The following is a 23,043-nucleotide window of genomic DNA, read 5'->3' on the forward strand; positions in this document are numbered from 1 at the left end:
AGCGCGGTGGACCCGGTGGGGATCACCTCGATCGGCTCGTTCGGCCGCTCACCGAGGCGCATCACCGCGCCCTTGCCGAATTGCCGTTCAATCTGTGCGAGTGCGGCGTCCAGCGCCTTCTCGCGGTCGGTTCCTGCCATGGGTTCCACCCGATTTGCTTGAGTCGATCGCTTCACGTGACAGACGCTAACCCCTGCCACTGACAATGGGCCTCGGCGTCCTCCCGGCCTGTGGACAACTCCACCGTCGGACCCGGCAAAACCCGGCCGGAATCCCATGAGAATGGATGTTCGATTTTGGTGTCAAGCGCACCACGCCGGGCCGATGCGACCGAGAGTAGCCGCTTATAGCAGTTGGCGTCGAACAAGTCAACCGAACGTGACGCGCCTCATACCGTCACGTGCTGCCGTCGGCGTCGGTGCGGCCGGCGCCGTCCCCGCCCCTCACGGCGCTGCGGATCCGCGACACCACCGGCCGGCCACGGCGCCATCGGTGGCCGCCGTGCACCCTCGGGTCGTCCGTCACGTCGTAGCGCTTCACATAGGCGCCCAGGAACGCCTGGAGCGTCGCGACCGCCGGAATCGCGATCAGGGCCCCGACGGCGCCCATCAGCGCGGTGCCCGCGACCACCGAGCCGAAAGCGACGGCGGGATGGATGTCGACCGTCTTGGACGTGAGCTTCGGCTGCAGCACGTAGTTCTCGAACTGCTGGTACACCACGACGAAGCCGAGAACCCACAGCGCGTACCAGGGGTTGACGGTGAAGGCGATCAGCATGGGCAGCGCGCCCGCCAGATACGTGCCGATCGTGGGAATGAACTGCGAGACGAGGCCGACCCAGACCGCCAGCGCAGGCGCGTAGGGCACTCCGAGGGCCACCAGCAGGATGTAGTGCGCCACTCCGGAGATCAGCGCCATCAGCCCGCGCGAGTAGATGTAGCCGCCGGTCTTGTCGACCGCGATCTCCCAGGCACGCAGCACCTCGGCCTGCCGGGCGGGCGGCAGCACGGAGCACAGCGCGCGCCGCAGCCGGGGCCCGTCGGCGGCGAAGTAGAACGAGAACAGGAAGATCATCAGCAGCCGGAACAGCCCGCCGAGCACGGTGGTGGAGACGTCGAGCACACCGGTCGCGCTGTTCTGCACGTACTTCTGGAGCCAGTCGGAATGCAGGAGGCTGTCCTGGACCTCGACCCGGGAGAGCTCCGTGTGGAAGGTCTGGTTGACCCAGTTGATCACCGAGTCGAGGTACTTGGGGAACTCCTCGACCATGTCGACGATCTGGCCGGCGAGCATCGAGCCGAGCAGGAGGACGAAGCCGATCCCGGCGATCAGCACGGCGAGGAAGACCAGGAAGGTGGCGAGGCCCCGGCGCATCCCGTGTGCGGACATGCGGCTGACGGCCGGCTCGATGGCCAGCGCCAGGAAGAAGGCGATCAGGATGTTGGTCAGCAGCCCGATGAGCTGGTAGAAGGCCCAGCTGCCCAGCTGGAAGCACCCGTAGAGCGCCAGTGCCATGACCATCGCGCGCGGCAGCCAGGCGGGCATACGGATGGGACCGGTGCCGGGCGGCGGACTCGGTGGTGCGGCCGGCGGAAGAGGCGGCAAGGCGGGCGGCTGGGTCTGGGCGGTCTCGTCTGTCGGTGCCACGGGACAAGTCTCGCTCACCGCGCCGACAGCCGGCCGCCCGGCCCGGCAGGGCCCGGAGCGGGTGACGACGGCCGGGCTGCCGGGGGCGGACGGACCGCGTCGCTCAGCGCTTGTCCGGAGGCACCCCGACCGCGGAGCAGACCCCGCGCCAGACGTCCTTGGCCTCCCAGCCCGCGGCCAGGGCCTCGTGCACCGTCCGGCCGCCGAGCTCCGCCATGACGTGATCGCGTGCGAAGGAATCGGCGTACGTCTCGCCGAAGTGGTCCGCCATCCGTTCCCAGAAAATCGTCAACCGCATGCCCCCAGTATCCCGCTCCTGAGAGTGCAGCCCGGCCGGGAGCACCCTGCCGGTGGCACTTTCCCCTCTACGGTCGGTCCATGGCTGGAACCGGAGCACATACCCTCGCCCGCGCCGAGCAGTTCATCTGGCTCACCGCACGCGTCCTCGAACAGCGGCGGTTCGCCCATCTCTTCCTGGAGGGGGGCGCGGACATCGTCGAGACCGCCCTCGCCGCCTATCGGAACGAGGACGGCGGCTACGGTCACGCACTCGAACCCGATCTCCGCGGGCCGGTGAGTCAACCGCTGCACACCGCTCACGCACTGAGCGTCCTCGACTCGATCGGTCGCTGCGACGGTCTGCGCGTGGAACGGATCTGCCGCTATCTCACGGACGTGTCGACCAAGGAGGGCGCCCTTCCGGCACTCCACCCCTCCCAGCGCGGCTATCCCGCGGCGCCCTTCATCCCCGTCGTCGACGATCCGCCCGCCGAGCTGCTGACGACGGGCCCCGTGGTCGGCCTGCTGCACCGCAACCAGGTCTGGCACGCCTGGCTGTTCCGGGCCACCGACTTCTGCTGGGCCGCCGTCGACGCACTGGAGCAGTCCCATCCGTACGAGATCGAGGCGGCCGTCGCCTTCCTGGACGGTGTCCCCGACCGCGCGCGTGCGGAATCGGCCGCCGACCGGCTGGGGCAGCTGGTGCGCGAACAGCGGCTGGTGGTGCTCGATCCCCCGCGCCGCGCGGAGTACCCGGTGGCTCCCGGTTACGCCCCCGGGGAGCACCACTTCCCGTACGACTACGCCCGCACACCCGGGTCGCTCGCCCGCCGCTGGTTCAGCGACGGCGAACTGGACAGGGCCCTGGACCACCTGGCGGCCGAACAGGAGGAGGACGGCGGCTGGCCGGTCAACTGGCGCCGGTGGGCACCCGGGACGGCCCTGGAGGGCCGTCCCATCGTGACGCTCAAGGCGCTCCAGACGCTCCGGGCGTACGGCCGTGGTCCGCTCTGATCCGTCCCGCCTCAGAACAGGGCGCGCGCGACGGCGGTGACCGCGACGGCGACGCCGACGACGACGAGGAAGGGAGCCCGCAGGACGAGGGCGAGTGCCGCAGCGGCGAGCCCCGCCGCCCTGGCGTCCAGGACCAGCTGCTGCCCGTCGGCGAAGGTCTGCTGTGCGGTGAGGGCGGCGAGCAGCGCCACCGGCATCAGCGCCGCCAGCCGTTGCACGAGGGGGCGTTCCAAGACGCCGGCGGGGACCAGGAGCCCCAGGAGCTTCGCGAGGTAGCAGCCGACGGCGGTGAGCCCGATGGCGATCCAGATGTTCATCGGCCCTCCCCGGGCTTCGTGCCTTCGGTGGTGGTGTCGTCCGTGGTGGTCCCGCCCCGGCCCTTCAGGAAGAGGACGAGCGGAGCTGCCAGCGCGGACACGAGGACGGGTGCGCCCGCCGGTAGCAGCGGCAGGAGGCCCAGCGCCAGCAGGATGGCGAGGCCCGCTGTGACGCGCTCCGTGGTGCTCTTCAGCATCGGTGCGAGCAGGGCGAGGAACACGGCCGGGCCGGCCGCGTCCAGTCCCCAGGCGTCGGTGTCGCCGAGCGCCTTCGCCCCGAGGGCGCCCACCAGCGTGGTCAGGTTCCACAGGGCGTAGAGGGTGAGCCCGGTGACGGTGAAGCCGATACGGGCGGCACGCCTGGTGGGCTGGGGCAGGGTGACGGCGGTCGTCTCGTCGATGACCCATTGGGCGGCGAGGGGGCGCAGGAAACGGGGCAGGGCGAGGAGCTGCGAGAGCCGCAGTCCGTAGAAGGCGTTGCGGATCCCCAGGAAGAACGCTCCGGCCGCGGCGGTGTAGGGGTTGCCGCCGGCCGCGAGAGCACCCACGAGGGCGAACTGGCTGGCGCCGGTGAAGACGAAAAGGCTCAGCGCGCAGGTCTGGAGGAGGCTGAGCCCGGAGCCTGCCGAGGTCACGCCGAAGGCGAATCCGGAGAGGCCCACGGCTATGCCCACGCCGAGCGCGTCCCGGACCACGGCACTGTCCGGCTTCTCCGTGCCGCTGCCCCGCGCAGTGGGGTCATCGGTGCTTTGAGGGGGTGCTGTCTGTTCTGCCACGTCCGGAACGCTACGGGGAGATGTCTCTGCCGGTCTTGTACGTTCTTGCACGCTCGCGCTGGTAGGCGCCCGGAGGCACCCCGACGATCCGGGTGAAGTGACGGTTGAGATGGGGCTGGTCGGTGAAGCCGACGGCGGCCGCGGCCTCGGCGGGCGCGGTCCCCGCGTCGAGCATGCGCCGCGCACGGCGCACCCGGGCGTCCGTGAGCCAGGTGTGCGGAGGCATTCCGTACTGCTTCTTGAAGGCCCGCAGCAGTGCGAACGGGCTGGTGCCCAGCTCGGCGGCGAGCGCCTCCAGGGTGGGCGGGCTCACCATCCGCTCCTCCAGCGCGTTCCTCGCCCGGGCCGCGTCACGGGCGCCGGCGAACGCCGAGGCCCTGGCGGGCAGCACACTGCCGTGGCGGTCGAGCAGCCGGGCGACCAGGACCCGCAGGACGCTGTCGGCCGCCAGGGCGTTGCCCTCCTCGGCCGCCCGGTGGACCTCGGTGATCAGCCGGGCGGCGTACGGGTCCCTGACGCCGCTCTCCGCGAAGCCGACCGTGCCGCGCAGGCTCGTCACGTCGGCCGCGATGTCGTTGACCACCTGGGCGGACGGGTAGAGCGTGGCGTACACCCAGCCCTCGGGCACCCCGGCGCGGGCGGTGTGCGGCACCTCCGGGTTGATCATGACCACGGTCCCGGGTCCGGCGTGCACGGTGCCGCCGGGGAGGCCGACGTCCTCGACCCCGCTGGTGATCGTGCCGAAGACGTAGCCCTCGTGGCTGTGGCGCGGGAAGGTGTGGCGGACGTACCGGGCGCGCAGAAGATCGAGGTCGGGCAGCTCCGCGTACTGCCAGTACCTCGCCCATTCCCGTGTCGTGTCCACCTCCGCCATGCTCGTATTCTCGCAGGTCCGGGCAGGTGGCCGAAGTCCGCGGAGGCGGGCGGCGGGCACGTCCACCGGCCGTTGTCAGTGGCGGGGTGCACGATGGGGGTCATGGCCGGTTCCGCACTCGATTCGTTCTCGCCCGCGACCCGCAGCTGGTTCGCGGCGGCCTTCGACGCGCCCACTGCGGCGCAGGAGGGGGCCTGGCGGGCCATCGGCGAGGGCTCCGACGTGCTGGTCGTCGCGCCGACCGGATCGGGCAAGACGCTCGCGGCCTTTCTCGCCTCGCTGGACCGGCTGGCGGCCGTCCCGCCACCCGCCGAGGCGAAGAAGCGCTGCCGTGTGCTCTACGTGTCACCGATGAAGGCGCTCGCCGTGGACGTGGAGCGGAATCTGCGGTCACCTCTGACCGGGATCCGTCAGGAGTCGGTGCGGCTGGGTCTGCCCGAGCCGGAGGTCCGGGTGGGGATCCGCTCCGGCGACACCCCTCCGGCCGAGCGCCGCTCGATGGCGACGAAGCCCCCGGACATCCTGATCACCACCCCGGAATCCCTGTTCCTCATGCTCACCTCCTCCACCCGGGACGCGCTCGCCGGGGTCGAGACGGTGATCGTCGACGAGGTGCACGCGGTCGCCGGCACCAAGCGCGGCGCGCACCTCGCGGTGTCCCTGGAGCGGCTGGACGAGCTGCTGCCGCGCCCCGCTCGGCGTATCGGGCTGTCGGCGACGGTCCGCCCGGTCGACGAGGTCGCGCGGTTCCTGTCGCCCCAGCGGAGGGTGGAGATCGTCCAGCCCCCGTCCGCCAAGGAGTTCGACCTCTCCGTGGTGGTCCCGGTGGAGGACCTCGGCGAGCTGGGCGGTTCCCCCGCCACCGGCGACGAGGGCGGCCAGGCGGAGAAGCCGTCGATCTGGCCCCATGTCGAGGAGCGGATCGCCGATCTCGTGCAGTCCCACCGCTCCACGATCGTCTTCGCCAATTCCCGGCGGCTGGCGGAGCGCCTGTGCAACCGGCTGAACGAGATCGCCTACGAGCGGGCGACGGGCACCGCGTTCGAGGAGGAGCCGGGATCGGGCGGCCCCCTGCCCGAGGCCCACTCCCCCGCCGAGATCATGGCCCAGTCCGGGGCCGCGAAAGGGGCGCCGCCCGTCCTCGCCCGTGCGCACCACGGCTCGGTGTCCAAGGAACAGCGCTCCCAGGTCGAGGAGGACCTCAAGGCGGGACGGCTGCCCGCCGTGGTCGCCACCTCCAGTCTGGAGCTCGGGATCGACATGGGGGCGGTCGACCTGGTGATCCAGGTCGAGTCGCCGCCGTCCGTGGCCTCGGGGCTGCAGCGGGTGGGACGCGCCGGGCACCAGGTCGGCGCCGTATCGACCGGGGTGGTCTTCCCCAAGTACCGCGGTGATCTGGTGCAGGCGGCCGTCGTGACCGAGCGGATGCGCGAGGGAGCCATCGAGGCTCTGCGGATCCCGTCCAACCCCCTGGACGTGCTCGCCCAGCAGATCGTCGCCACGGTCGCGCTCGACAGCTGGCAGGCCGACGACCTGCTGGCCCTCGCCCGCCGGGCGGCCCCCTTCGCCTCGCTGCCCGAGTCGGCGTTCACCGCCGTGCTCGACATGCTCGCCGGGCGCTATCCGTCCGACGCCTTCGCCGAGCTGCGACCCCGTGTGGTGTGGGACCGCGTCACCGGTACGGTCACGGGCCGCCCCGGCGCCCAGCGGCTCGCCGTCACCTCGGGCGGCACCATTCCCGACCGCGGGCTCTTCGGCGTCTTCCTGGCGGGCGCGGACCCGAAGAAGGGCGGCGGGCGCGTCGGCGAGCTGGACGAGGAGATGGTCTACGAGTCGAGGGTCGGCGACGTCTTCACCCTGGGCACCACGTCCTGGCGGATCGAGGACATCACCAGGGACAGGGTCCTGGTCTCGCCCGCCCCCGGCGTCCCGGGCCGGCTGCCGTTCTGGAAGGGCGACCAACTGGGCCGCCCCCTGGAGCTGGGCCGCGCGCTGGGCGCGTTCCTCCGGGAGATCGGCGGGCTGTCCGCCGAGGACGCCAGACTCCGGCTGCTCGCCGCCGGGCTGGACGCCTGGGCCGCGGAGAACATCCTGTCGTACCTCGACGAGCAGCGCCGGGCCTGCGGTCACGTCCCCGACGACCGGACCGTCCTCGTCGAGAGGTTCCGGGACGAGCTGGGCGACTGGCGGATCGTGGTGCACTCGCCGTTCGGCGCCCAGGTGCACGCCCCGTGGGCACTCGCCCTGTCCGCCCGCCTCGGCGAGCGGTACGGCATGGACGCACAGGTCATGCACGCGGACGACGGCATCGTGCTGCGGCTGCCCGACGCCGATCTGATGGGGCTCGACCTCCTCGACTTCGATCCCGTGCAGGCGGACGCGGGCGGGAGCACGGGAGGCAGTCCGGGAAGCGGCGCCGGCGGCTCTGTCTTCCCGGCCGGCGGATTCGACAGTGACCAGCCCCCCGTCGGCGCCACCGACGTGGTGTTCGACAAGGGCGAGATCGGCCAGCTCGTCACCGAACAGGTCGGCGGATCAGCGCTGTTCGCCTCACGGTTCCGCGAATGCGCCGCGCGCGCCCTGCTGTTGCCCCGGCGCAGCCCCGGGAAGCGCACCCCCTTGTGGCAGCAGCGTCAGCGGGCGTCCCAGCTGCTCCAGGTCGCCTCCGAGTTCGGCTCGTTCCCGATCGTCCTCGAAGCGGTCCGCGAATGTCTTCAGGACGTCTTCGACGTCCCCGGGCTCACCGAGCTGATGGGCGATCTGGAGGCGCGCCGCATCCGCCTGGTCGAGGTGACGACGCCCGAGCCGTCCCCGTTCGCACGCTCCCTCCTCTTCGGCTACGTCGCACAGTTCCTGTACGAGGGCGACTCACCCCTCGCCGAGCGGCGGGCCGCGGCGCTCTCGCTCGACTCCCATCTGCTGGCCGAGCTGCTCGGCCAGGCGGAGCTGCGGGAGCTCCTGGACGCCGACGTCCTCGGCGAACTGGAGCGGGAGCTCCAGTGGCTGACCGACGACAGGAAGATCAAGGACGTCGAGGGGGTCGCCGATCTGCTGCGCGTGCTCGGCCCCCTCACCGACGCCGAGCTGGCGGAGCGCGGCGCGGAGTCCGGCTGGGGCCCGGAGCTGGAGACCTCGCGGCGTGCCATCCAGGTCCGCATCGGAGGGGCGGCTCACTGGGCGGCCGTCGAGGACGCGGGCCGGCTGCGCGACGCGCTGGGCACCGCGCTGCCGGTGGGAGTCCCCGAAGCGTTCACCGAGCCCGTCAAGGACCCGCTCGGCGACCTGCTCGCCCGGTTCGCCCGTACGCACGGCCCGTTCACCACCACACAGGCGGCGAGCCGTTTCGGCCTCGGCACCGCGGTCACGGACGGCGCACTGCAGCGGCTCGCCGCGTCGGGCCGTGTCGTCCAGGGCGAGTTCCATCCCGCGGGCATCGGACAGGAGTGGTGCGACGCCACCGTCCTGCGCCGGCTGCGCCGCCGCTCGCTCGCCGCGCTCCGCCAGGAGCTGGAGCCTGTCCCGCCCGCGGCGCTGGCCGGCTTCCTCCCGCAGTGGCAGCACCTGGGCGACAACAGCCTCCGGGGCATCGACGGACTGGCCCGCGCCATCGAGCAGTTGCAGGGCGCCCCGGTCCCCGCGTCCGCCCTGGAGAAGCTGATCCTGCCGAGCCGTGTCGCGGGATACACCCCGGCGATGCTCGACGAGCTCACCACCACCGGCGAGGTCGTCTGGGCCGGAGCGGGCGCCCTTCCCGGGAAGGACGGCTGGCTCTCCGTCTATCTGGCCGACAGTGCGCCGCTGCTGCTCCCTCCGCCGCTCCCGCTGGAGGAGACGGCGTTGCACGAGTCGGTGCTCACCGTGCTCTCCGGCGGGTACGGGATGTTCTTCCGGCAGATCGCCGATCAGGTCCGGGCCACCACCCACCCCGACTGCACCGATCCCCAGCTGGCCGACGCGCTCTGGGACCTGGTCTGGTCCGGCCGTCTCACCAACGACACCCTCGCCCCCCTGCGTTCGCTCCTCGGTTCGGGGCGGACGGCCGGCTCCACGGCACACCGCGCGAGACGCAATGTGCCGCGCGGTCGTTACGGCACGCTCACCGCGTCCGCCCGTCCCACGTCCCGCACGGGCCCGCCGACCGTGTCGGGACGCTGGTCGCTGCTGCCCCCGGCCGAGCCCGAACCGACCCATCGCGCACATGCCCTGGCCCGTACGCTGCTCGACCGCCACGGTGTGGTGACCCGCGGCGCGGTGCAGGCCGAGGGAGTCGAGGGCGGTTTCTCGGCGGTCTACCGCATCCTCGCCGCGTTCGAGGACAGCGGGCAGGCCCGCCGTGGTTACGTCGTCGAGGGGCTGGGGGCGGCCCAGTTCGCCATGGACGGTGCCGTGGACCGGCTCAGGGCGGCCTCCACCGCACGCGACCGTGCGGATCCCGGCTCGGCGCCCCGCGCCCTGGTCCTCGCGGCCGCCGACCCCGCCAACGCGTACGGCGCCGCCCTGCCCTGGCCCGAGTCGCCGGACGGCGCGGGCCACAAGCCGGGCCGCAAGGCGGGGGCGTTGGTGGTCCTGGTGGACGGTGAGCTCACCCTCTACATGGAGCGCGGCGGCAAGTCCCTTCTCGCGTGGCCGACCGATCCCGCCGACCCGGCGCTGCGCGCCGCGGCGGAGGCACTGGCTTCGGCGGCCCGTGCGGGGACGCTCGGCACGGTCACGGTGGAGCGCACCAACGGCGTCTCCTCCCTCACCTCACCGCTGGGCCGCACCCTGGAGGCCGCCGGCTTCCTCGCCACACCACGGGGTCTGCGCCTGCGCGCCTGAGAGACGGCTTCGGAACCGCCTGGGAGACAACTGCGCGCCTGAGGGACATCTTCGGCGCGGTCGGGGAACCACGGACGGCCGGGGCCGCGCATCATGGATGCATGCCCGAAGGTGACACCGTCCTGCAAACCGCCCGTCGTCTCGACGAGGCGCTCGCCGGCCAGGTGCTGACGGTCTCCGACCTGCGGGTCCCCCGCTACGCGACAGCCGACCTGACCGGCCGGACCGTGCTGGGCATCACGGCACGCGGCAAGCATCTGCTCGCCCGCTTCCAGGGCGGCCTCACCCTGCACAGCCATCTGCGCATGGAGGGCGCCTGGCGTGTGTACGACCCGGGTGAGCGCTGGAGAGGCGGGCCGGCCCACCAGATCCGCGCCGTGCTCGCCACGGCGGAGCACACCGCCGTCGGCTACCGGCTGCCCGTCCTGGAGCTGCTGCGCACCGAGGACGAAGAGCAGGTCGTGGGCCATCTCGGCCCCGATCTCCTGGGCCCTGACTGGGATCCGGACACCGCTCTGCGCAATCTGCTCGCCGATCCCGGACGCCGGCTCGGCGACGCACTGCTGGACCAGCGCAATCTGGCCGGTATCGGCAACGTCTACATGTGCGAGCTCTGCTTCATGGCCCGCGCCACACCGTGGCTCCCGGTGGGCGAGCTGCCCCCGGCCGTCGCACCCCGCCTCGTCAGTACGGCCAGACAGCTCCTGGAGGCGAACCGCGACCGACCGATGCGGACCACGACCGGAGCGACCGCGGCCATGTCCCGCAGCCGCACACGGGAGCGTCTCTTCGTCTACGGTCGGGCCGGCCGCCCCTGCCTGCGGTGCCGCACGCCCATCCGCGTGGCGGACCGCGACGACCGCCCCACCTACTGGTGTCCGCACTGCCAGGCCGGCCCCACCAGCTGAATCCGGGCCCATCAGGACCCCGGGCACCCTCTCCGGCATACGCCGAGGGGCTAGGAGGATATGTCCGTCCGGTCCACCGGGTCCGTCACGGCCTCATCGGCGCCCTGCTCCGGCCGCACCGCGGACGCCACATGGACGGGCAGCAGACTCAGTCCCCACCCGCCGGCCGCCACCGCGCCCTCGACCAGTCCGGCATGCTCCGGCTCCAGAGCCAGCCGCAGCACGGCCCACCACCACATCCCGCCGAGGACGAGCGCCGGCACCCATCGCCGCACCATGGCTGCCTCCTCCGGCCGACGCTAGTACGGCACGATCTCCTGACGGGAGGGCGCATCGGTGCACTACCGGCGTGCACGGTGCGAGCGGAACGGCAGCGCGCGCCCTCTCCTGGGACCGATGTGGGGAGATGTACGTCCCGGCCCTCCCCCGCAGTTTCCCCCGGCCCGCCGCCGACTGCATCCCGCGGCCAGGGACGTACCGCCACCCCCGGCAAGCACCGGCCGCCGGACACCCCGGACGCCGGAAAGGCACCGAGGCCACGCCCGGAGGCCCCGCACAACCGCCACTCCCCAGCCACACCCCGGCCCCGCGCCCCGCGTCCCCGCGCCCCCGGCACAACCTGCCCCCAGACATGCCGGTGCCCCCGGGACCGGAATCCGCGGGGGCACACCGCTGGTGGAAGGACCTACGCCTACTTGTCGTCGTCGGTGAGGGAGTCCTTCACACCCTTGGCACGGTCGCCGGTGGCACCCAGGGCGCCCTCCGCCTTGGCCTTGGCCTGGTCGGACTTGCCTTCGGCCTCCTTGCGACGGTCTCCGGTGACCTTGCCGGTCGCTTCCTTGGCCTTGCCCTTGAGCTTGTCCATGGCGTTCTTGTTGTCCGTCACGACGGTTCCTTCCTGGGGTGCGCGGGGGTGCGGGAGAGTGCGCGTTCAGGCGCTTTCGGCCTGGAACATCCACGCGTGCTTCTCGAGGTCCGCAGTGAGCGTGATCAGGATGTCCTGGCTGATGGGGTCCGGCTCGTCGGTCGCCTCGATCCGCTCCCGCATGCGGTCGATGACCACACGGAGCGCGTCGACGAGGACACGTACCGCGTCGACATCCTTGATCCAGCCGTCCGGTACGACGTCGATCGCCGTGGTCTTCGCGAGCGTCCGGGACCGGCCGTCGGGGTTGATGCCGACCGCGGAAGCCCTCTCCGCGACGGTGTCCGAGTGCTGCCGCGCCGTGTCCACGACCTCGTCGAGCTGAAGGTGCACGGAGCGGAAGCGCGGGCCGACCACATTCCAGTGGACCTGCTTGGCCACCAGGGAGAGATCGACCAGATCGACCAGCGCACCTTGCAGCGCGTCCCCCACGACCTTGCGGTCGGCGTCGGACAGGGCGCTCTTCACGACAGACATGCACTTCTCCGTTCAGGTAGCTCTTCGACTTACCATCTGTCCACAATGTCACATATGAGGCGAACCGGGCATCCGGGTGGTTGTCCCGAACCGTCGCCCTCCGGCCTCACTTCGCGCCTGCCCCGCGAAAGGCCCCGCACACACCGGGCACACAAAAGCCCCGGCCGGCCCGTGAGGGCCGACCGGGGCTTCGTCAAGCACGAACCGTGCGGTCAGGCGGCGACGACGTCCACCGCTTCCGCGGGCGCCTTGATGGTCACCCGTCCCGTCGGTACGCCGGCAACCGACGCAACAGAGACGGAATTGAGCATCGGGCGTACCGGTACAGGCACCGCATCACTGGCTGCTGCCGACTCGGCCAGCTCGGCCAGGGACAGTTCATCGCTCACTTCACGCATGAGCTCGGACATCCGTACGTCCAACGCGTCGCAAATGGCGGAGAGCAGTTCGGAGGATGCCTCCTTCTGCCCCCGCTCCACCTCGGAGAGATAGCCGAGCGAGACTCGGGCGGACGAGGAGACTTCGCGCAGAGTACGGCCTTGGCGCTGGCGCTGCCGACGCAGCACGTCACCAAGCAGGCGACGGAGCAGAATCATCGGTGGCTCCCTCCTCGGACCGCGTAGCCGCATCCTTCACGCCCCACCGTACCGCCTTGCGCTGCGGCCGTGCGGGGAGCGATGTCGTGTTCACTCAGGGCTGCAAACATCAATTCCCCCCGATCTGTTCCGTATCCTGTGCCCTCGCGTTTTCGCCGAGTTCGCCGGAGAGCAGTTCGAGCAGGCTCCGCACACTCTCCTTACGGATGTCCGCCCTCCCGCCGTTCAACCTCAGCTCGGCGACTTTCTGTATGCCTCCCGGCCCGGAAACAGCTATGAAGACCGTTCCCACGGGCTTGCCGTCCTGCGGCTCGGGGCCGGCGACCCCGGTGGTCGAGACGCCCCAGTCGGCGCCGAGAACCCGGCGTACGCCGTCGGCCATCGACCGGGCGACATCCGGGTCCACCGCTCCGCGCTCGGCCAGGAGCGTGCCGTCGACGCCCAGCAGATCACGCTTCAGAGGCGTTGCGTACGCCGTGACGGACCCGCGGAAGCACCGCGAGGCCCCGGCGACGGAGGTGAGCTCCGCGGCCACCAGGCCGCCGGTGAGGGACTCGGCGACCCCGAGCGTCTCTCCGCGCCTCTGCAGCCGCCGCAGCACCTCGGCCGCCCCGGACGTCACCGCTCCGCCTCCGCGGGACCGCGGCTGCCCGCCACACGCTCTCCGACGGGCTCCCCCAGAGGCTCCGCCGCACCCTCGGCCGTACCAGCGGCCTCATCCGTGGCGGTGCGCGCCCCCGCGGCGCCGTCCACGTCGGCTGCCGCCGTGACCGCCTCCATGGCGGCAGCGGCCCGCTCGGCGGCGAGGCCGCGGCGGCGCAGCACGACGGCCTGGCGCACGTAGTCGAGGCCGGTGACGACCGTCAGGACGACGGCCGCCATCATCACCCAGAAGCGCAGGGTCGCCAGGGGCCCCGTCAGCGCCAGGACGTACATCCCCACGGCGATGCCCTGGGCGAGGGTCTTCACCTTCCCGCCGCGGCTGGCGGGGATCACCGAGTGCCGGATGACCCAGAAACGCATCAGCGTGATGCCGAGCTCGCGGAAGAGGATCACCCCGGTGATCCACCACGGCAGGTCCCCGAGCCAGGACAGACAGATCAGGGCCGCGCCCATGATCGCCTTGTCCGCGATGGGATCCGCGATCTTCCCGAAATCGGTGACCAGGTTGTACGCGCGTGCCAGATGGCCGTCGAAGACATCGGTGATCATCGCGATGGCGAAGGCCGCCCAGGCGAACGAGCGCCAGACCGGGTCGTAGCCGCCGTCGTGCAGGAGGAGCATGACGAAGCCCGGGACGAGCAGCAGCCTCACCATCGTGAGGATGTTCGCGATGTTCCACAGGCCGGCCTGGTTGACGGCCGCCGCGCCCAGCTTGCCGCCGCGGTGCGCCGGCGTCGAGCCGGAGCCGCCCGCCGCGGATGCCGGGACTCCCGTCATCTGGCTGCCTCCGCAAGCTCGTGGTGTTCGGCCACGAGGTCCACTCCCTCGGTGCCCACTGCCTTCGCTTCGACCATACGGCCCGGCGCGAGCCCTTCGCGTGCGGTGAAGACGACCTGGCCGTCCGTTTCCGGCGCCTGGTGGGCGGCCCGGCCCACGGCCACGGGCCCGTCCTCCTCCGACTCCACGGACTCGACGAGCACCTGGAGGGTTTCGCCGACCCGCTCCTCGGCGCGCTGCGAGGTCAGCTCCTCGGCGAGCTGCGAGATGTGCGCGAGCCGCTCGGCGATCACGTCGGCGTCCAGCTTGTTCTCGTAGCCGACGGCCTCGGTGCCCTCCTCGTCGGAGTAGCCGAAGACCCCGATGGCGTCCAGGCGCGCTCCGCTGAGGAAGCGTTCCAGCTCGGCGAGGTCGGCCTCCGTCTCACCGGGGAATCCCACGATGAAGTTCGACCGGGCGCCGGCCTCGGGGGCCTTGGACCGAATGGTGTCCAGGAGTTCGAGGAAGCGGTCCGTGTCGCCGAACCGCCGCATCGCGCGCAGCACCCCGGGGGCTGAGTGCTGGAAGGAGAGGTCGAAGTAGGGGGCGACCTTGGGCGTCGAGGTGAGGACGTCGATCAGCCCCGGCCTCATCTCGGCCGGCTGCAGGTAGCTGACGCGGATCCGCTCGATCCCGTCGACGTCGGCGAGCTCGGGCAGCAGGGTCTCCAGGAGCCTGATGTCGCCGAGGTCCTTGCCGTACGAGGTGTTGTTCTCGGAGACGAGCATGACCTCTTTGACGCCTTGCTCGGCGAGCCAGCGGGTCTCGCCGAGGACGTCGGAGGGACGCCGCGAGATGAACGAGCCGCGGAAGGACGGGATGGCGCAGAAGGAGCAGCGCCGGTCACAGCCGGAGGCGAGCTTCACCGAGGCGACCGGGCTGGTCCCCAGCCTCCGGCGCAGCGGTGCCCGCGGCCCCGAGACGGGCGCGACGCCCTCCGGAAGGTCGGCGGGGGCCGGTGCGATCTCCTGGGAGTGCCCCGGCAGCGCGACGGCGGCGTCCTGCCGCTCGGCCGGGCTGATCGGCAGCAGCTTGCGCCGGTCGCGCGGGGTGTGGGAGGCGTGGATGCCTCCGTTGAGGATGGTCTGCAGACGGTCGGAGATGTCGGCGTAGTCGTCGAATCCGAGGACGCCGTCGGCTTCCGGCAGGGCCTCGGCCAGGTCCTTGCCGTAGCGCTCGGCCATGCAGCCGACGGCCACGACGGCCTGGGTTCTGCCGTGATCCTTGAGATCGTTGGCTTCGAGCAGGGCGTCGACGGAGTCCTTCTTCGCGGCCTCCACGAACCCACAGGTGTTGACGACGGCGACATCCGCGTCCGTGGCGTTCTCGACGAGCTCCCAGCCGTCCGCTGCCAAGCGGCCTGCGAGCTCCTCCGAGTCCACCTCGTTACGGGCGCAGCCAAGAGTGACAAGGGCGACGGTACGGCGTTCGGGCATGGGCTCAAGACTACTTTGTCCCGGCACTCCCCCTGCCGTGCAGGGTTCACTGCTACGGGGAGTGACCGAACAGTCGGTGAAGCGGTGGGAAAGCGGGACGGTGGGCACCCGGCGTCTGCCGGGTGCCCACCGTCGGAAAAGCTCAGGTGGAGAGGTCAGCCGACCTCGGGGTCACCCTTGGTGTACGAGAGCCGCTCGACCTGACCGGATTCGAACTGGTCGTCGACCTTCTTGCCGTTGACGAAGAGATCGATCGCTCCGGCGTCCCCGAGGACGAGGTCGATCCTCTCCTTGTCCTGGAAGGTCTTGGAATCGCCCTTGGCCAGCAGACCGTCGAAGAGCAGCCGCCCGTTGTGGTCCTTGGCGGAGATCCAGCTCTTGCCCTCGGCGGCGCTCAGCCTGACGGTCACCTTGTCCCGCGGAGCCGCGGCGATGGCGCTTTCGGAGGGTACGGGCTTGGGGTCGGCGGGCTTGGTCGTGGTGGGCTTGGGAGTCGTCTTGTCGGGAGTCGAGCCTTCCGCGACCTGTGCCGAGCCCGAGCCCTCGTCGTCACCGCTGAAGAGCGTGAAGCCGACGAAGCCGACCACGGCGACGATCGCGGCGACCATGGCCGCGGTCCAGTTGGGCCGACGGGGTTCGGAGCGGATCCGCTCCGCCTCGAACAGCGGCGCCGCGGGTGTGGGCGCGGGACGGCCGCCGTGCTCGGCGTCGAACTCCTCGATCAGTGGATCGGGGTCGAGCCGGACGGCCCGGGCGAGCATACGGATATGGCCGCGGGCGTAGACGTCGCCGCCGCAGCGGGAGAAGTCGTCCTCCTCGATCGCGTGCACGATGGGGATGCGCACCCGGGTGGAGCTGCTGACTTCCTCGACCGTCAGACCTGCGGCGATACGAGCCTGCTGAAGCGCGCGACCGATCGAAGGCCGGTCGTCTTCGGGGGAGTTGCCGATGGACACGGGGGCGCCTTTCGAGCGTGAGCCACCTGCTGGATGTTCAGTCTAGGGGTGGTACGAAAGGGTGGGGCAACCGGGAGCGACGACTTTGTACGCCATCGGGTTCGCCGGGCAGCCCCTCGGGCAGGACGGAGGACGGAGCACCGGACGGATCATCCCGCTGCTCCTCCTTTCAACTTGACGTACGGCCGGGCGAAACGGTTGCCCGCAAAACTCTTACGAAGCGGTTTCCCCGCGAATGACGGCCAACACACCGTCGAGCTCGTCCGGTTTCACCATGACATCGCGCGCCTTGGAACCCTCGCTGGGACCCACGATGTTGCGCGACTCCATCAGGTCCATCAGCCGACCGGCCTTCGCGAAGCCGACCCGCAGCTTCCGCTGGAGCATCGATGTCGACCCGAACTGGGTCGACACGACCAGCTCGGCCGCCTGGCAGAGCAGATCGAGGTCGTCGCCGATGTCCTCGTCGATCTCCTTCTTCTGCTTGGTGCCGACCACGACGTCCTCGCGGAAGACCGGCGCCATCTGATCCTTGCAGTGCTGGACGACGGCCGCGACCTCGGCCTCGGTGACGAAGGCGCCCTGCATACGGGTCGGCTTGTTCGCCCCCATCGGCAGGAACAAGCCGTCGCCCTTCCCGATGAGCTTCTCGGCACCGGGCTGGTCGAGGATGACCCGGCTGTCGGCGAGCGACGAGGTGGCGAAGGCGAGCCGGGAGGGCACGTTCGCCTTGATCAGACCGGTCACGACGTCGACGGAGGGCCGCTGTGTGGCGAGCACCAGATGGATGCCGGCCGCACGCGCCAGCTGGGTGATGCGGACGATGGAGTCCTCGACGTCACGCGGGGCCACCATCATGAGGTCCGCCAGCTCGTCGACGATGACCAGGAGGTACGGGTAGGGCGAGAGCTCGCGCTCGCTCCCCTCGGGCGTCTTGGCCTTGCCCGTGCGCACCGCGTGGTTGAAGTCGTCGATGTGCCGGAAGCCGTAGGCCGCGAGGTCGTCGTAGCGGAGGTCCATCTCCCGTACGACCCACTGGAGGGCTTCGGCGGCCTTCTTCGGGTTGGTGATGATGGGCGTGATGAGGTGCGGGATGCCCTCGTAGGCGGTGAGCTCGACGCGCTTCGGGTCGACGAGCACCATCCGTACGTCCTCGGGGGTCGCCCGCACCATGACCGAGGTGATCAGACAGTTGATGCAGGACGACTTGCCGGAACCTGTCGCACCGGCGACCAGGACGTGCGGCATGTTCGCCAGGTTGGCCATCTCGTAGCCGCCCTCGACGTTCTTGCCGAGCGCGACGAGCATGGGGTGGTCGTCCTCGGCCGCGTCCGCCAGCCGCAGTACGTCGCCGAGGTTGACCATCTCCCGGTCGGAGTTGGGGATTTCGATGCCGACGGCGGACTTGCCCGGGATCGGGGAGATGATCCGGACGTCCGGACTGGCGACGGCGTAGGCGATGTTCTTGGTGAGGGCGGTGATCCGCTCGACCTTGACGGCCGGGCCGAGTTCCACCTCGTACCGGGTGACGGTCGGGCCGCGGGTGAAGCCGGTGACGGCGGCGTCGACCTTGAACTCCGTGAAGACGGTGGTCAGTGAGGCGACGACCGCGTCGTTGGCGGCGCTGCGCGTCTTGCCGGGGCCGCCGCGCTCCAGCAGGTCGAGCGAGGGCAGCGAGTAGGTGATGTCGCCGGAGAGCTGGAGCTGCTCGGCCCGGGCGGGCAGGGCCCCGGACCGCTCGGGGACGGGCTTCGTCAGATCGGGCACGCCGTCGCCGGAGGACGTGGTGCTCTTCTCCCCGCGCCTTTCGCCGGCCGGGGCCTTCTCCGCCGACCGTGCGCCGGGGACAGGGGTCCCGGTGGACTCACGGTCCCGGTCCGTGGAGACGCCCTGGGTGAGATCGGCGACGACCGGGGACGGCGGCATGCCGTTGAGGACCGCCCCGTCGAGGGCGGCAGCCGCCGCGGCCGCGACGTCCACCGCGTCCATGGTGCGGTTCATCGCGGGCTGGGCGGACGGCTTGCGGGAGCGGCGCCGCTTGGCCAGCGCCTCGCCCTCGGCCTGGTCCGGGTCGTACCCGCCGTCCGTCTCCGAGCGGCGCGCCGAGGACCGCCGCGTGCGCTCGGGCAGCGCCTCGCGCCACTGTTCGTCGTACCGCTCGTCGTCGCTCCCGTCCTCCTCGCCCGGTACGTACACCGGGTCGACGATGCCGAGCCTGACGCCGAGCTGGCGCAGCCGCCGCGGAATGGCGTTGACGGGGGTGGCGGTGACGACCAGCAGCCCGAAGACGGTCAGCAGCAGGAGGAGCGGGACCGCGAGGACCTCGCCCATCGTGAAGACGAGGGGCTTGGACGCGGCCCAGCCGATCAGGCCGCCCGCGTCCTGCATGGCGCCGGTGCCGTCCTCGCGCCCGGGTGACCCGCAGGCGATATGGACCTGGCCGAGCACGCCGATGACGAGGGCGGAGAGCCCGATGACGATACGGCCGTTGGCCTCGGGCTTCTCCGGATAGAGGATCAGCCGCACCGCGACGGCGCCCAGCAGTATCGGCACCAGCAGATCGAGCCGGCCGAACGCCCCGGTGACGAGCATCTCGACGAGGTCGCCGACTGGTCCCTGCAGATGCGACCAGGTGCCCGCCGCCACGACCAGCGCGAGTCCCAGGAGCAGCAGGGCCAGCCCGTCCTTGCGGTGTGCCGGGTCAAGTCCCTTCGCACCGCGCCCTATGGAGCGGAAGACCGCCCCGACGCCGTGCGCGGTACCCAGCCAGAGCGCGCGCACCAGCCGGTACACGCCCCCTGTGGGCGACGGCGCCGGCTTGGGCGCGGTCTTCTTCGCGGCCGCCTTCCTGGCTGGTGCCTTCTTGGCGGGCGCGGCTTTCTTCGCCACCGCCTTCTTCGCGGGGGCGGCTTTCTTCGCCGGTCCCTGGGTACGGCCGGCACGCTTCGCGGTGCCCGCCGTACCCAGGGAACCCTTGCCGGACGTACGTGAGGCCATGTGACTGAGGTTACCGGTGTCGACGCCGGTGGACACGTGTGCCTACGGCTTCACCCGTCCGTGTCGCCCGCACGGGGGCGCCGAACTGACGCCCCCTCAGCCGATACAGGTCAGCTCTGCGAGGGCAGAGGGGTCGCGGAGCCGCCCGCGCCGGGCTCCAGCGCGTCGAGCGCGCGGCGCAGTCCGGTGAGCTTGCGCTCCAGGTGAGCGGCGGTGGCCACTGCGGCCGCGTCCGCCGATTCGTCGTCCAGCTGCTTGGAGAGCGCCTCCGCCTGCTCCTCGACCGCGGCGAGCCGCGCCGAGAGCTCGGCGAGCAGACCGGCCGGCTCCTTCTCGTGGGAGCCCTGCGGGGCACCGCCTTCGAGCTGGAGCCGCAGCAGCGCCGCCTGTTCACGGAGCTGGCAGTTCTTCATGTACAGCTCGACGAAGACCGAGACCTTGGCGCGCAGCACCCAGGGGTCGAAGGGCTTCGAGATGTAGTCCACCGCTCCCGCCGCGTAACCGCGGAAGGTGTGATGCGGACCGTGGTTGATCGCAGTCAGGAAGATGATCGGGATGTCCCGGGTCCGCTCCCGCCGCTTGATGTGCGCGGCCGTCTCGAATCCGTCCATGCCGGGCATCTGTACGTCCAGCAGAATCACCGCGAAATCGTCCGTGAGCAGCGCTTTGAGCGCTTCCTCCCCTGACGATGCCCGCACCAGTGTCTGATCGAGCGCAGAGAGGATGGCCTCCAGCGCCAGCAGATTCTCCGGCCGGTCATCGACCAGGAGGATCTTGGCCTTCTGCACCATGGCCCGTCCTCCTCGCCCCGGAATCGCACCGGGTGCCGCCCCAGGGGACGACTCCCTTACGCCGTCCGTCCTTGTGCCGGTCATGGTAGCTGCACCCCGCCCGTCACCACACCCTGTCACCGCGATGTCACTGTGCACATAACGAAAACGCGGTCGAAGACCAGAAGGTTCCCCGGAATCCGCTCACTCACACCCTTCCACGCACAGTCGGTCCGCGGATTTCTGCGTGCCGCTCCCCCGCCGGTCACTCTCCGCGCATCCACTTCTCCATCACCGACAGCAGATGATCGGAATCGACCGGCTTCGTCACGTAGTCGGAGGCCCCGCAGTCGATCGCCTTCTCGCGGTCACCCTTCATGGCCTTCGCGGTCAGCGCGACGATCGGCAGCCCCGCGAACTGGGGCATCCGGCGGATCGCCGTCGTGGTCGCGTAACCGTCCATCTCGGGCATCATGATGTCCATCAGAACGATCGTCACATCATCGTGCTGTTCGAGGACTTCGATCCCCTCGCGCCCGTTCTCCGCGTACAGCACCGAGAGTCCGTGCTGCTCCAGCACGCTGGTGAGGGCGAAGACGTTACGGATGTCGTCGTCGACGATCAGCACCTTCTCGCCGTGGAAGCGGAACGTCCTGCGGGGCTGCTGCTCCTCCTGTGCGGTCTGCACCCACTCCTCGGGGGCCGCGCTCTCCTCCTCGGACCTGCCGTTCGCCAGGGCGGGCCGCTGTGCCGCTCCTCCCAGGGCCTTGCGGCGGCGCCGGAACACCCCTGCGGAGTTGGCCGGGTCACCCAGGGGCTGCTCGGTCCCGTTGCTCTGCGACGCCTCCAGGTGCAGGGCGCCCTCGGCGGAACCCGCGTGTGTCTCGATGGGACCGGGCCCCATCTGCGGGTAGCCCTGCGGAGGGAGCTCGCTCGGGTGCAGGGGCAGGTACAGCGTGAAGGTCGAGCCACGTCCCGGCTCGCTCGCCGCGTGGATCTCACCGCCCAGCAGACGGGCGATCTCCCGGCTGATGGAGAGGCCGAGGCCCGTTCCCCCGTACTTGCGGCTGGTCGTGCCGTCGGCCTGCTTGAACGCCTCGAAGATCACCAGCATCTTGCTGGACGCGATGCCGATGCCGGTGTCCGTGACCGAGAAGGCGATCAGGTCGCCGTCGGCGTCACGCAGCGAGCCGGCCTCCAGCAGGTGTTCCCTGATGGCGTTCGGCACATCGGCCCCGGCCGGCCGGATGACCAGCTCCACGGCGCCGCTGTCGGTGAACTTCACCGCGTTCGACAGGAGGTTGCGCAGGACCTGGAGCAGCCTCTGCTCGTCCGTGTGCAGCGTCGCGGGGAGCTCCGGGGACACCCGTACGGAGAAGTCGAGCCCCTTCTCCGCGGTGAGCGGCCGGAACGTGGCCTCCACGTAGTCGACCAGCTGCACGAGGGCGATCCGGGTCGGGCTGACGTCCATCTTGCCCGCCTCGACCTTGGACAGGTCGAGGATGTCGTTGATCAGCTGGAGCAGGTCGGAACCCGCCCCGTGGATCGTCTCGGCGAACTCCACCTGCTTCGGCGAGAGGTTGCCCTCGGCGTTGTCCGCGAGCAGCTTGGCCAGGATGAGCAGCGAGTTGAGCGGCGTACGCAGCTCGTGCGACATGTTGGCCAGGAACTCGGACTTGTAACGCATCGAGACGGCGAGCTGTTCGGCGCGCTCCTCCAGGACCTGCCGCGCCTCCTCGATCTCGGTGTTCTTCACCTCGATGTCGCGGTTCTGCTGGGCGAGCAGCTCCGCCTTCTCCTCCAGCTCGGCGTTGGAGGCCTGGAGCGCCTTCTGCCGGTTCTCGAGCTCCTGCGAACGGTCGCGCAGCTGCTCGGTGAGCTCCTGGGACTGTTCCAGGAGCTTCTCGGTCTTGGTGTTGACGCTGATCGTGTTGACGCTCGTGGCGATCATCTCGGCGAGCTGGTTGAGGAAGTCCCGCTGGATGTGCGTGAACGGCTGGAACGACGCCAGTTCGATGACCCCGAGCACCTGGCCCTCGAAGAGCACCGGAAGCACGATCACATGCGCGGGCGGCGCCTCGCCGAGCCCGGAGGAGATCTTGAGGTACCCCGGCGGCACGTTGTCCACCTGGATGGTCCGCTTCTCCTCGGCCGCCGTGCCGATGAGCGTCTCACCGGGCCGGAAGGACGTCGGCATGGAGCCCGCCGAGTAGCCGTAACTGCCGCGCATGCGCAGCTCGTACGAGCTCTCCCGGCCGCTGTCCGACCCGACCTCGTCACTGTCACCGGTGGTCATGGCCAGGAAGAACGCGCCGTGCTGGGCGGAGACGACCGGCGTCAGCTCGCTCATGATCAGCGAGGCGACGTCGTCCAGGTCGCGGCGGCCCTGCATCAGACCGGAGATCCGGGCGAGATTGCCCTTGAGCCAGTCCTGCTCCTTGTTGGCGAGCGTGGTGTCGCGCAGGTTGGCGATCATCGTGTTGATGTTGTCCTGCAGCACCTGGATCTCGCCGGCCGCGTCGACGTCGATCTTGAGGTTGAGGTCGCCTCGGGTCACCGCGGTGGCGACGGCCGCGATGGCGCGCACCTGACGGGTCAGGTTCCCCGCCATCTCGTTCACCGACTCGGTGAGGTCGCGCCACGTCCCGTCGACGTCCCGGACCCGGGCCTGGCCGCCCAGCTGCCCCTCGGTGCCCACCTCGCGGGCCACCCGGGTCACCTGCTCGGCGAACGAGGAGAGCTGGTCGACCATCGTGTTGATGGTGTTCTTCAGC

The 23,043-nt window shown here is 70.8% G+C and carries 19 protein-coding genes and 1 pseudogene; 3 read left to right on the plus strand and 17 right to left on the minus strand.

The window, feature by feature from the left end; translation table 11 throughout:
* From JKV81_RS36640 to JKV81_RS03315, 3 genes and pseudogenes are all read right to left on the minus strand, one after another.
* Positions 1–278 (minus strand): annotated as a pseudogene (locus JKV81_RS36640) (hypothetical protein); the annotation flags it as partial.
* A gap of 118 nt (positions 279–396) precedes the next feature.
* Positions 397–1,545 (minus strand): AI-2E family transporter, encoded by a 1,149-nt coding sequence (locus tag JKV81_RS03310; protein ID WP_129267146.1) that lies wholly within the window; start codon positions 1,543–1,545, stop codon positions 397–399.
* 205 nt (positions 1,546–1,750) lie between these two features.
* Complete coding sequence (locus JKV81_RS03315; RefSeq protein WP_099176446.1) at positions 1,751–1,945, minus strand: DUF3046 domain-containing protein; 195 nt, start codon at positions 1,943–1,945, stop codon at positions 1,751–1,753.
* Positions 1,946–2,025: 80 nt separating this feature from the next.
* On the opposite strand from JKV81_RS03315, the gene JKV81_RS03320 reads away from it, so the two are divergent.
* Positions 2,026–2,940 carry a hypothetical protein gene (locus JKV81_RS03320; protein ID WP_129265821.1) on the plus strand — a complete coding sequence of 305 codons (915 nt, stop codon included), beginning with the start codon at positions 2,026–2,028 and terminating at the stop codon, positions 2,938–2,940.
* 11 nt (positions 2,941–2,951) lie between these two features.
* Here JKV81_RS03320 and JKV81_RS03325 read toward each other — a convergent pair whose 3' ends face one another.
* Genes JKV81_RS03325 through JKV81_RS03335 form a run of 3 tightly spaced genes read right to left on the minus strand, consistent with a single transcriptional unit; the run spans position 2,952 to position 4,907 of the window.
* Complete coding sequence (locus tag JKV81_RS03325) at positions 2,952–3,257, minus strand: AzlD domain-containing protein (RefSeq protein WP_124275006.1); 306 nt, start codon at positions 3,255–3,257, stop codon at positions 2,952–2,954.
* The gene (locus JKV81_RS03330) at positions 3,254–4,033 is read right to left on the minus strand and encodes an AzlC family ABC transporter permease (RefSeq protein WP_129265820.1); all 780 of its coding nucleotides are present in this window, start codon (positions 4,031–4,033) and stop codon (positions 3,254–3,256) included. Before JKV81_RS03330 ends, JKV81_RS03325 begins: the two co-directional genes overlap by 4 nt.
* 10 nt (positions 4,034–4,043) lie before the next feature.
* Positions 4,044–4,907 carry an AraC family transcriptional regulator gene (locus JKV81_RS03335; RefSeq protein WP_129265818.1) on the minus strand — a complete coding sequence of 288 codons (864 nt, stop codon included), beginning with the start codon at positions 4,905–4,907 and terminating at the stop codon, positions 4,044–4,046.
* 102 nt (positions 4,908–5,009) lie between these two features.
* Between JKV81_RS03335 and JKV81_RS03340 the strand changes: the two genes are divergently transcribed.
* Positions 5,010–9,725, plus strand: coding sequence for an Lhr family ATP-dependent helicase (locus JKV81_RS03340; protein WP_129265816.1), 4,716 nt, complete (start codon positions 5,010–5,012; stop codon positions 9,723–9,725).
* Positions 9,726–9,826: 101 nt separating this feature from the next.
* Entirely contained in the window at positions 9,827–10,633 is an 807-nt protein-coding gene (locus tag JKV81_RS03345) for an Fpg/Nei family DNA glycosylase (RefSeq protein WP_129265815.1), read from the plus strand.
* A gap of 50 nt (positions 10,634–10,683) precedes the next feature.
* On the opposite strand, the gene JKV81_RS03350 is transcribed toward JKV81_RS03345, so the two are convergent.
* From JKV81_RS03350 to JKV81_RS03400, 11 genes are all read right to left on the minus strand, one after another.
* The gene (locus JKV81_RS03350; RefSeq protein ID WP_129265813.1) at positions 10,684–10,911 is read right to left on the minus strand and encodes a hypothetical protein; all 228 of its coding nucleotides are present in this window, start codon (positions 10,909–10,911) and stop codon (positions 10,684–10,686) included.
* Between the two features lie 413 nt (positions 10,912–11,324).
* Entirely contained in the window at positions 11,325–11,498 is a 174-nt protein-coding gene (locus tag JKV81_RS03355) for a CsbD family protein (protein WP_187281891.1), read from the minus strand.
* A gap of 66 nt (positions 11,499–11,564) precedes the next feature.
* Positions 11,565–12,035 carry a Dps family protein gene (locus JKV81_RS03360; RefSeq protein WP_124274999.1) on the minus strand — a complete coding sequence of 157 codons (471 nt, stop codon included), beginning with the start codon at positions 12,033–12,035 and terminating at the stop codon, positions 11,565–11,567.
* Positions 12,036–12,247: 212 nt separating this feature from the next.
* Positions 12,248–12,631 carry a helix-turn-helix domain-containing protein gene (locus tag JKV81_RS03365; RefSeq protein ID WP_014153702.1) on the minus strand — a complete coding sequence of 128 codons (384 nt, stop codon included), beginning with the start codon at positions 12,629–12,631 and terminating at the stop codon, positions 12,248–12,250.
* Between the two features lie 109 nt (positions 12,632–12,740).
* A complete protein-coding gene (locus tag JKV81_RS03370) occupies positions 12,741–13,253 on the minus strand; it encodes a CinA family protein (protein WP_124274998.1) in 513 nt (170 codons plus the stop codon).
* On the minus strand, positions 13,250–14,071 hold the full coding sequence (pgsA, locus tag JKV81_RS03375) for a CDP-diacylglycerol--glycerol-3-phosphate 3-phosphatidyltransferase (RefSeq protein ID WP_129265811.1): 822 nt from the start codon (positions 14,069–14,071) through the stop codon (positions 13,250–13,252). The genes JKV81_RS03370 and pgsA overlap by 4 nt, the downstream gene beginning before the upstream one ends.
* Positions 14,068–15,546: a 30S ribosomal protein S12 methylthiotransferase RimO gene (rimO, locus tag JKV81_RS03380; protein ID WP_129265809.1), complete on the minus strand. Its 1,479-nt coding sequence runs from the start codon at positions 15,544–15,546 to the stop codon at positions 14,068–14,070. Before rimO ends, pgsA begins: the two co-directional genes overlap by 4 nt.
* 155 nt (positions 15,547–15,701) lie before the next feature.
* On the minus strand, positions 15,702–16,502 hold the full coding sequence (locus tag JKV81_RS03385; RefSeq protein WP_129265808.1) for a helix-turn-helix domain-containing protein: 801 nt from the start codon (positions 16,500–16,502) through the stop codon (positions 15,702–15,704).
* 213 nt (positions 16,503–16,715) lie between these two features.
* Positions 16,716–19,499 carry a DNA translocase FtsK gene (locus JKV81_RS03390; protein ID WP_129265806.1) on the minus strand — a complete coding sequence of 928 codons (2,784 nt, stop codon included), beginning with the start codon at positions 19,497–19,499 and terminating at the stop codon, positions 16,716–16,718.
* Positions 19,500–19,609: 110 nt separating this feature from the next.
* Positions 19,610–20,290, minus strand: a complete 681-nt coding sequence (locus tag JKV81_RS03395) for a response regulator (RefSeq protein ID WP_202074882.1) — start codon at positions 20,288–20,290, stop codon at positions 19,610–19,612.
* 244 nt (positions 20,291–20,534) lie between these two features.
* A partial coding sequence (locus JKV81_RS03400) for an ATP-binding protein (RefSeq protein ID WP_202074883.1) occupies positions 20,535–23,043 on the minus strand: 2,509 nt, incomplete at its 5' end.

Origin of the sequence: Streptomyces silvae (assembly GCF_016745505.1) — a bacterium.
GTDB lineage: Bacteria > Actinomycetota > Actinomycetes > Streptomycetales > Streptomycetaceae > Streptomyces > Streptomyces silvae.

Bases quoted from the DNA above. Each gene is read 5' to 3' on its own strand.
- JKV81_RS03350 (WP_129265813.1), bottom strand. From the start codon at position 10,911: ATGGTGCGGCGATGGGTGCCGGCGCTCGTCCTCGGCGGGATGTGGTGG.
- rimO (WP_129265809.1), bottom strand. From the start codon at position 15,546: ATGCCCGAACGCCGTACCGTCGCCCTTGTCACTCTTGGCTGCGCCCGT.
- JKV81_RS03335 (WP_129265818.1), bottom strand. From the start codon at position 4,907: ATGGCGGAGGTGGACACGACACGGGAATGGGCGAGGTACTGGCAGTAC.
- JKV81_RS03365 (WP_014153702.1), bottom strand. From the start codon at position 12,631: ATGATTCTGCTCCGTCGCCTGCTTGGTGACGTGCTGCGTCGGCAGCGC.
- JKV81_RS03320 (WP_129265821.1), top strand. From the start codon at position 2,026: ATGGCTGGAACCGGAGCACATACCCTCGCCCGCGCCGAGCAGTTCATC.
- JKV81_RS03340 (WP_129265816.1), top strand. From the start codon at position 5,010: ATGGCCGGTTCCGCACTCGATTCGTTCTCGCCCGCGACCCGCAGCTGG.
- pgsA (WP_129265811.1), bottom strand. From the start codon at position 14,071: ATGACGGGAGTCCCGGCATCCGCGGCGGGCGGCTCCGGCTCGACGCCG.
- JKV81_RS03315 (WP_099176446.1), bottom strand. From the start codon at position 1,945: ATGCGGTTGACGATTTTCTGGGAACGGATGGCGGACCACTTCGGCGAG.
- JKV81_RS03325 (WP_124275006.1), bottom strand. From the start codon at position 3,257: ATGAACATCTGGATCGCCATCGGGCTCACCGCCGTCGGCTGCTACCTC.
- JKV81_RS03390 (WP_129265806.1), bottom strand. From the start codon at position 19,499: ATGGCCTCACGTACGTCCGGCAAGGGTTCCCTGGGTACGGCGGGCACC.
- JKV81_RS03355 (WP_187281891.1), bottom strand. From the start codon at position 11,498: ATGGACAAGCTCAAGGGCAAGGCCAAGGAAGCGACCGGCAAGGTCACC.
- JKV81_RS03395 (WP_202074882.1), bottom strand. From the start codon at position 20,290: ATGGTGCAGAAGGCCAAGATCCTCCTGGTCGATGACCGGCCGGAGAAT.
- JKV81_RS03345 (WP_129265815.1), top strand. From the start codon at position 9,827: ATGCCCGAAGGTGACACCGTCCTGCAAACCGCCCGTCGTCTCGACGAG.
- JKV81_RS03360 (WP_124274999.1), bottom strand. From the start codon at position 12,035: ATGTCTGTCGTGAAGAGCGCCCTGTCCGACGCCGACCGCAAGGTCGTG.
- JKV81_RS03310 (WP_129267146.1), bottom strand. From the start codon at position 1,545: ATGCCCGCCTGGCTGCCGCGCGCGATGGTCATGGCACTGGCGCTCTAC.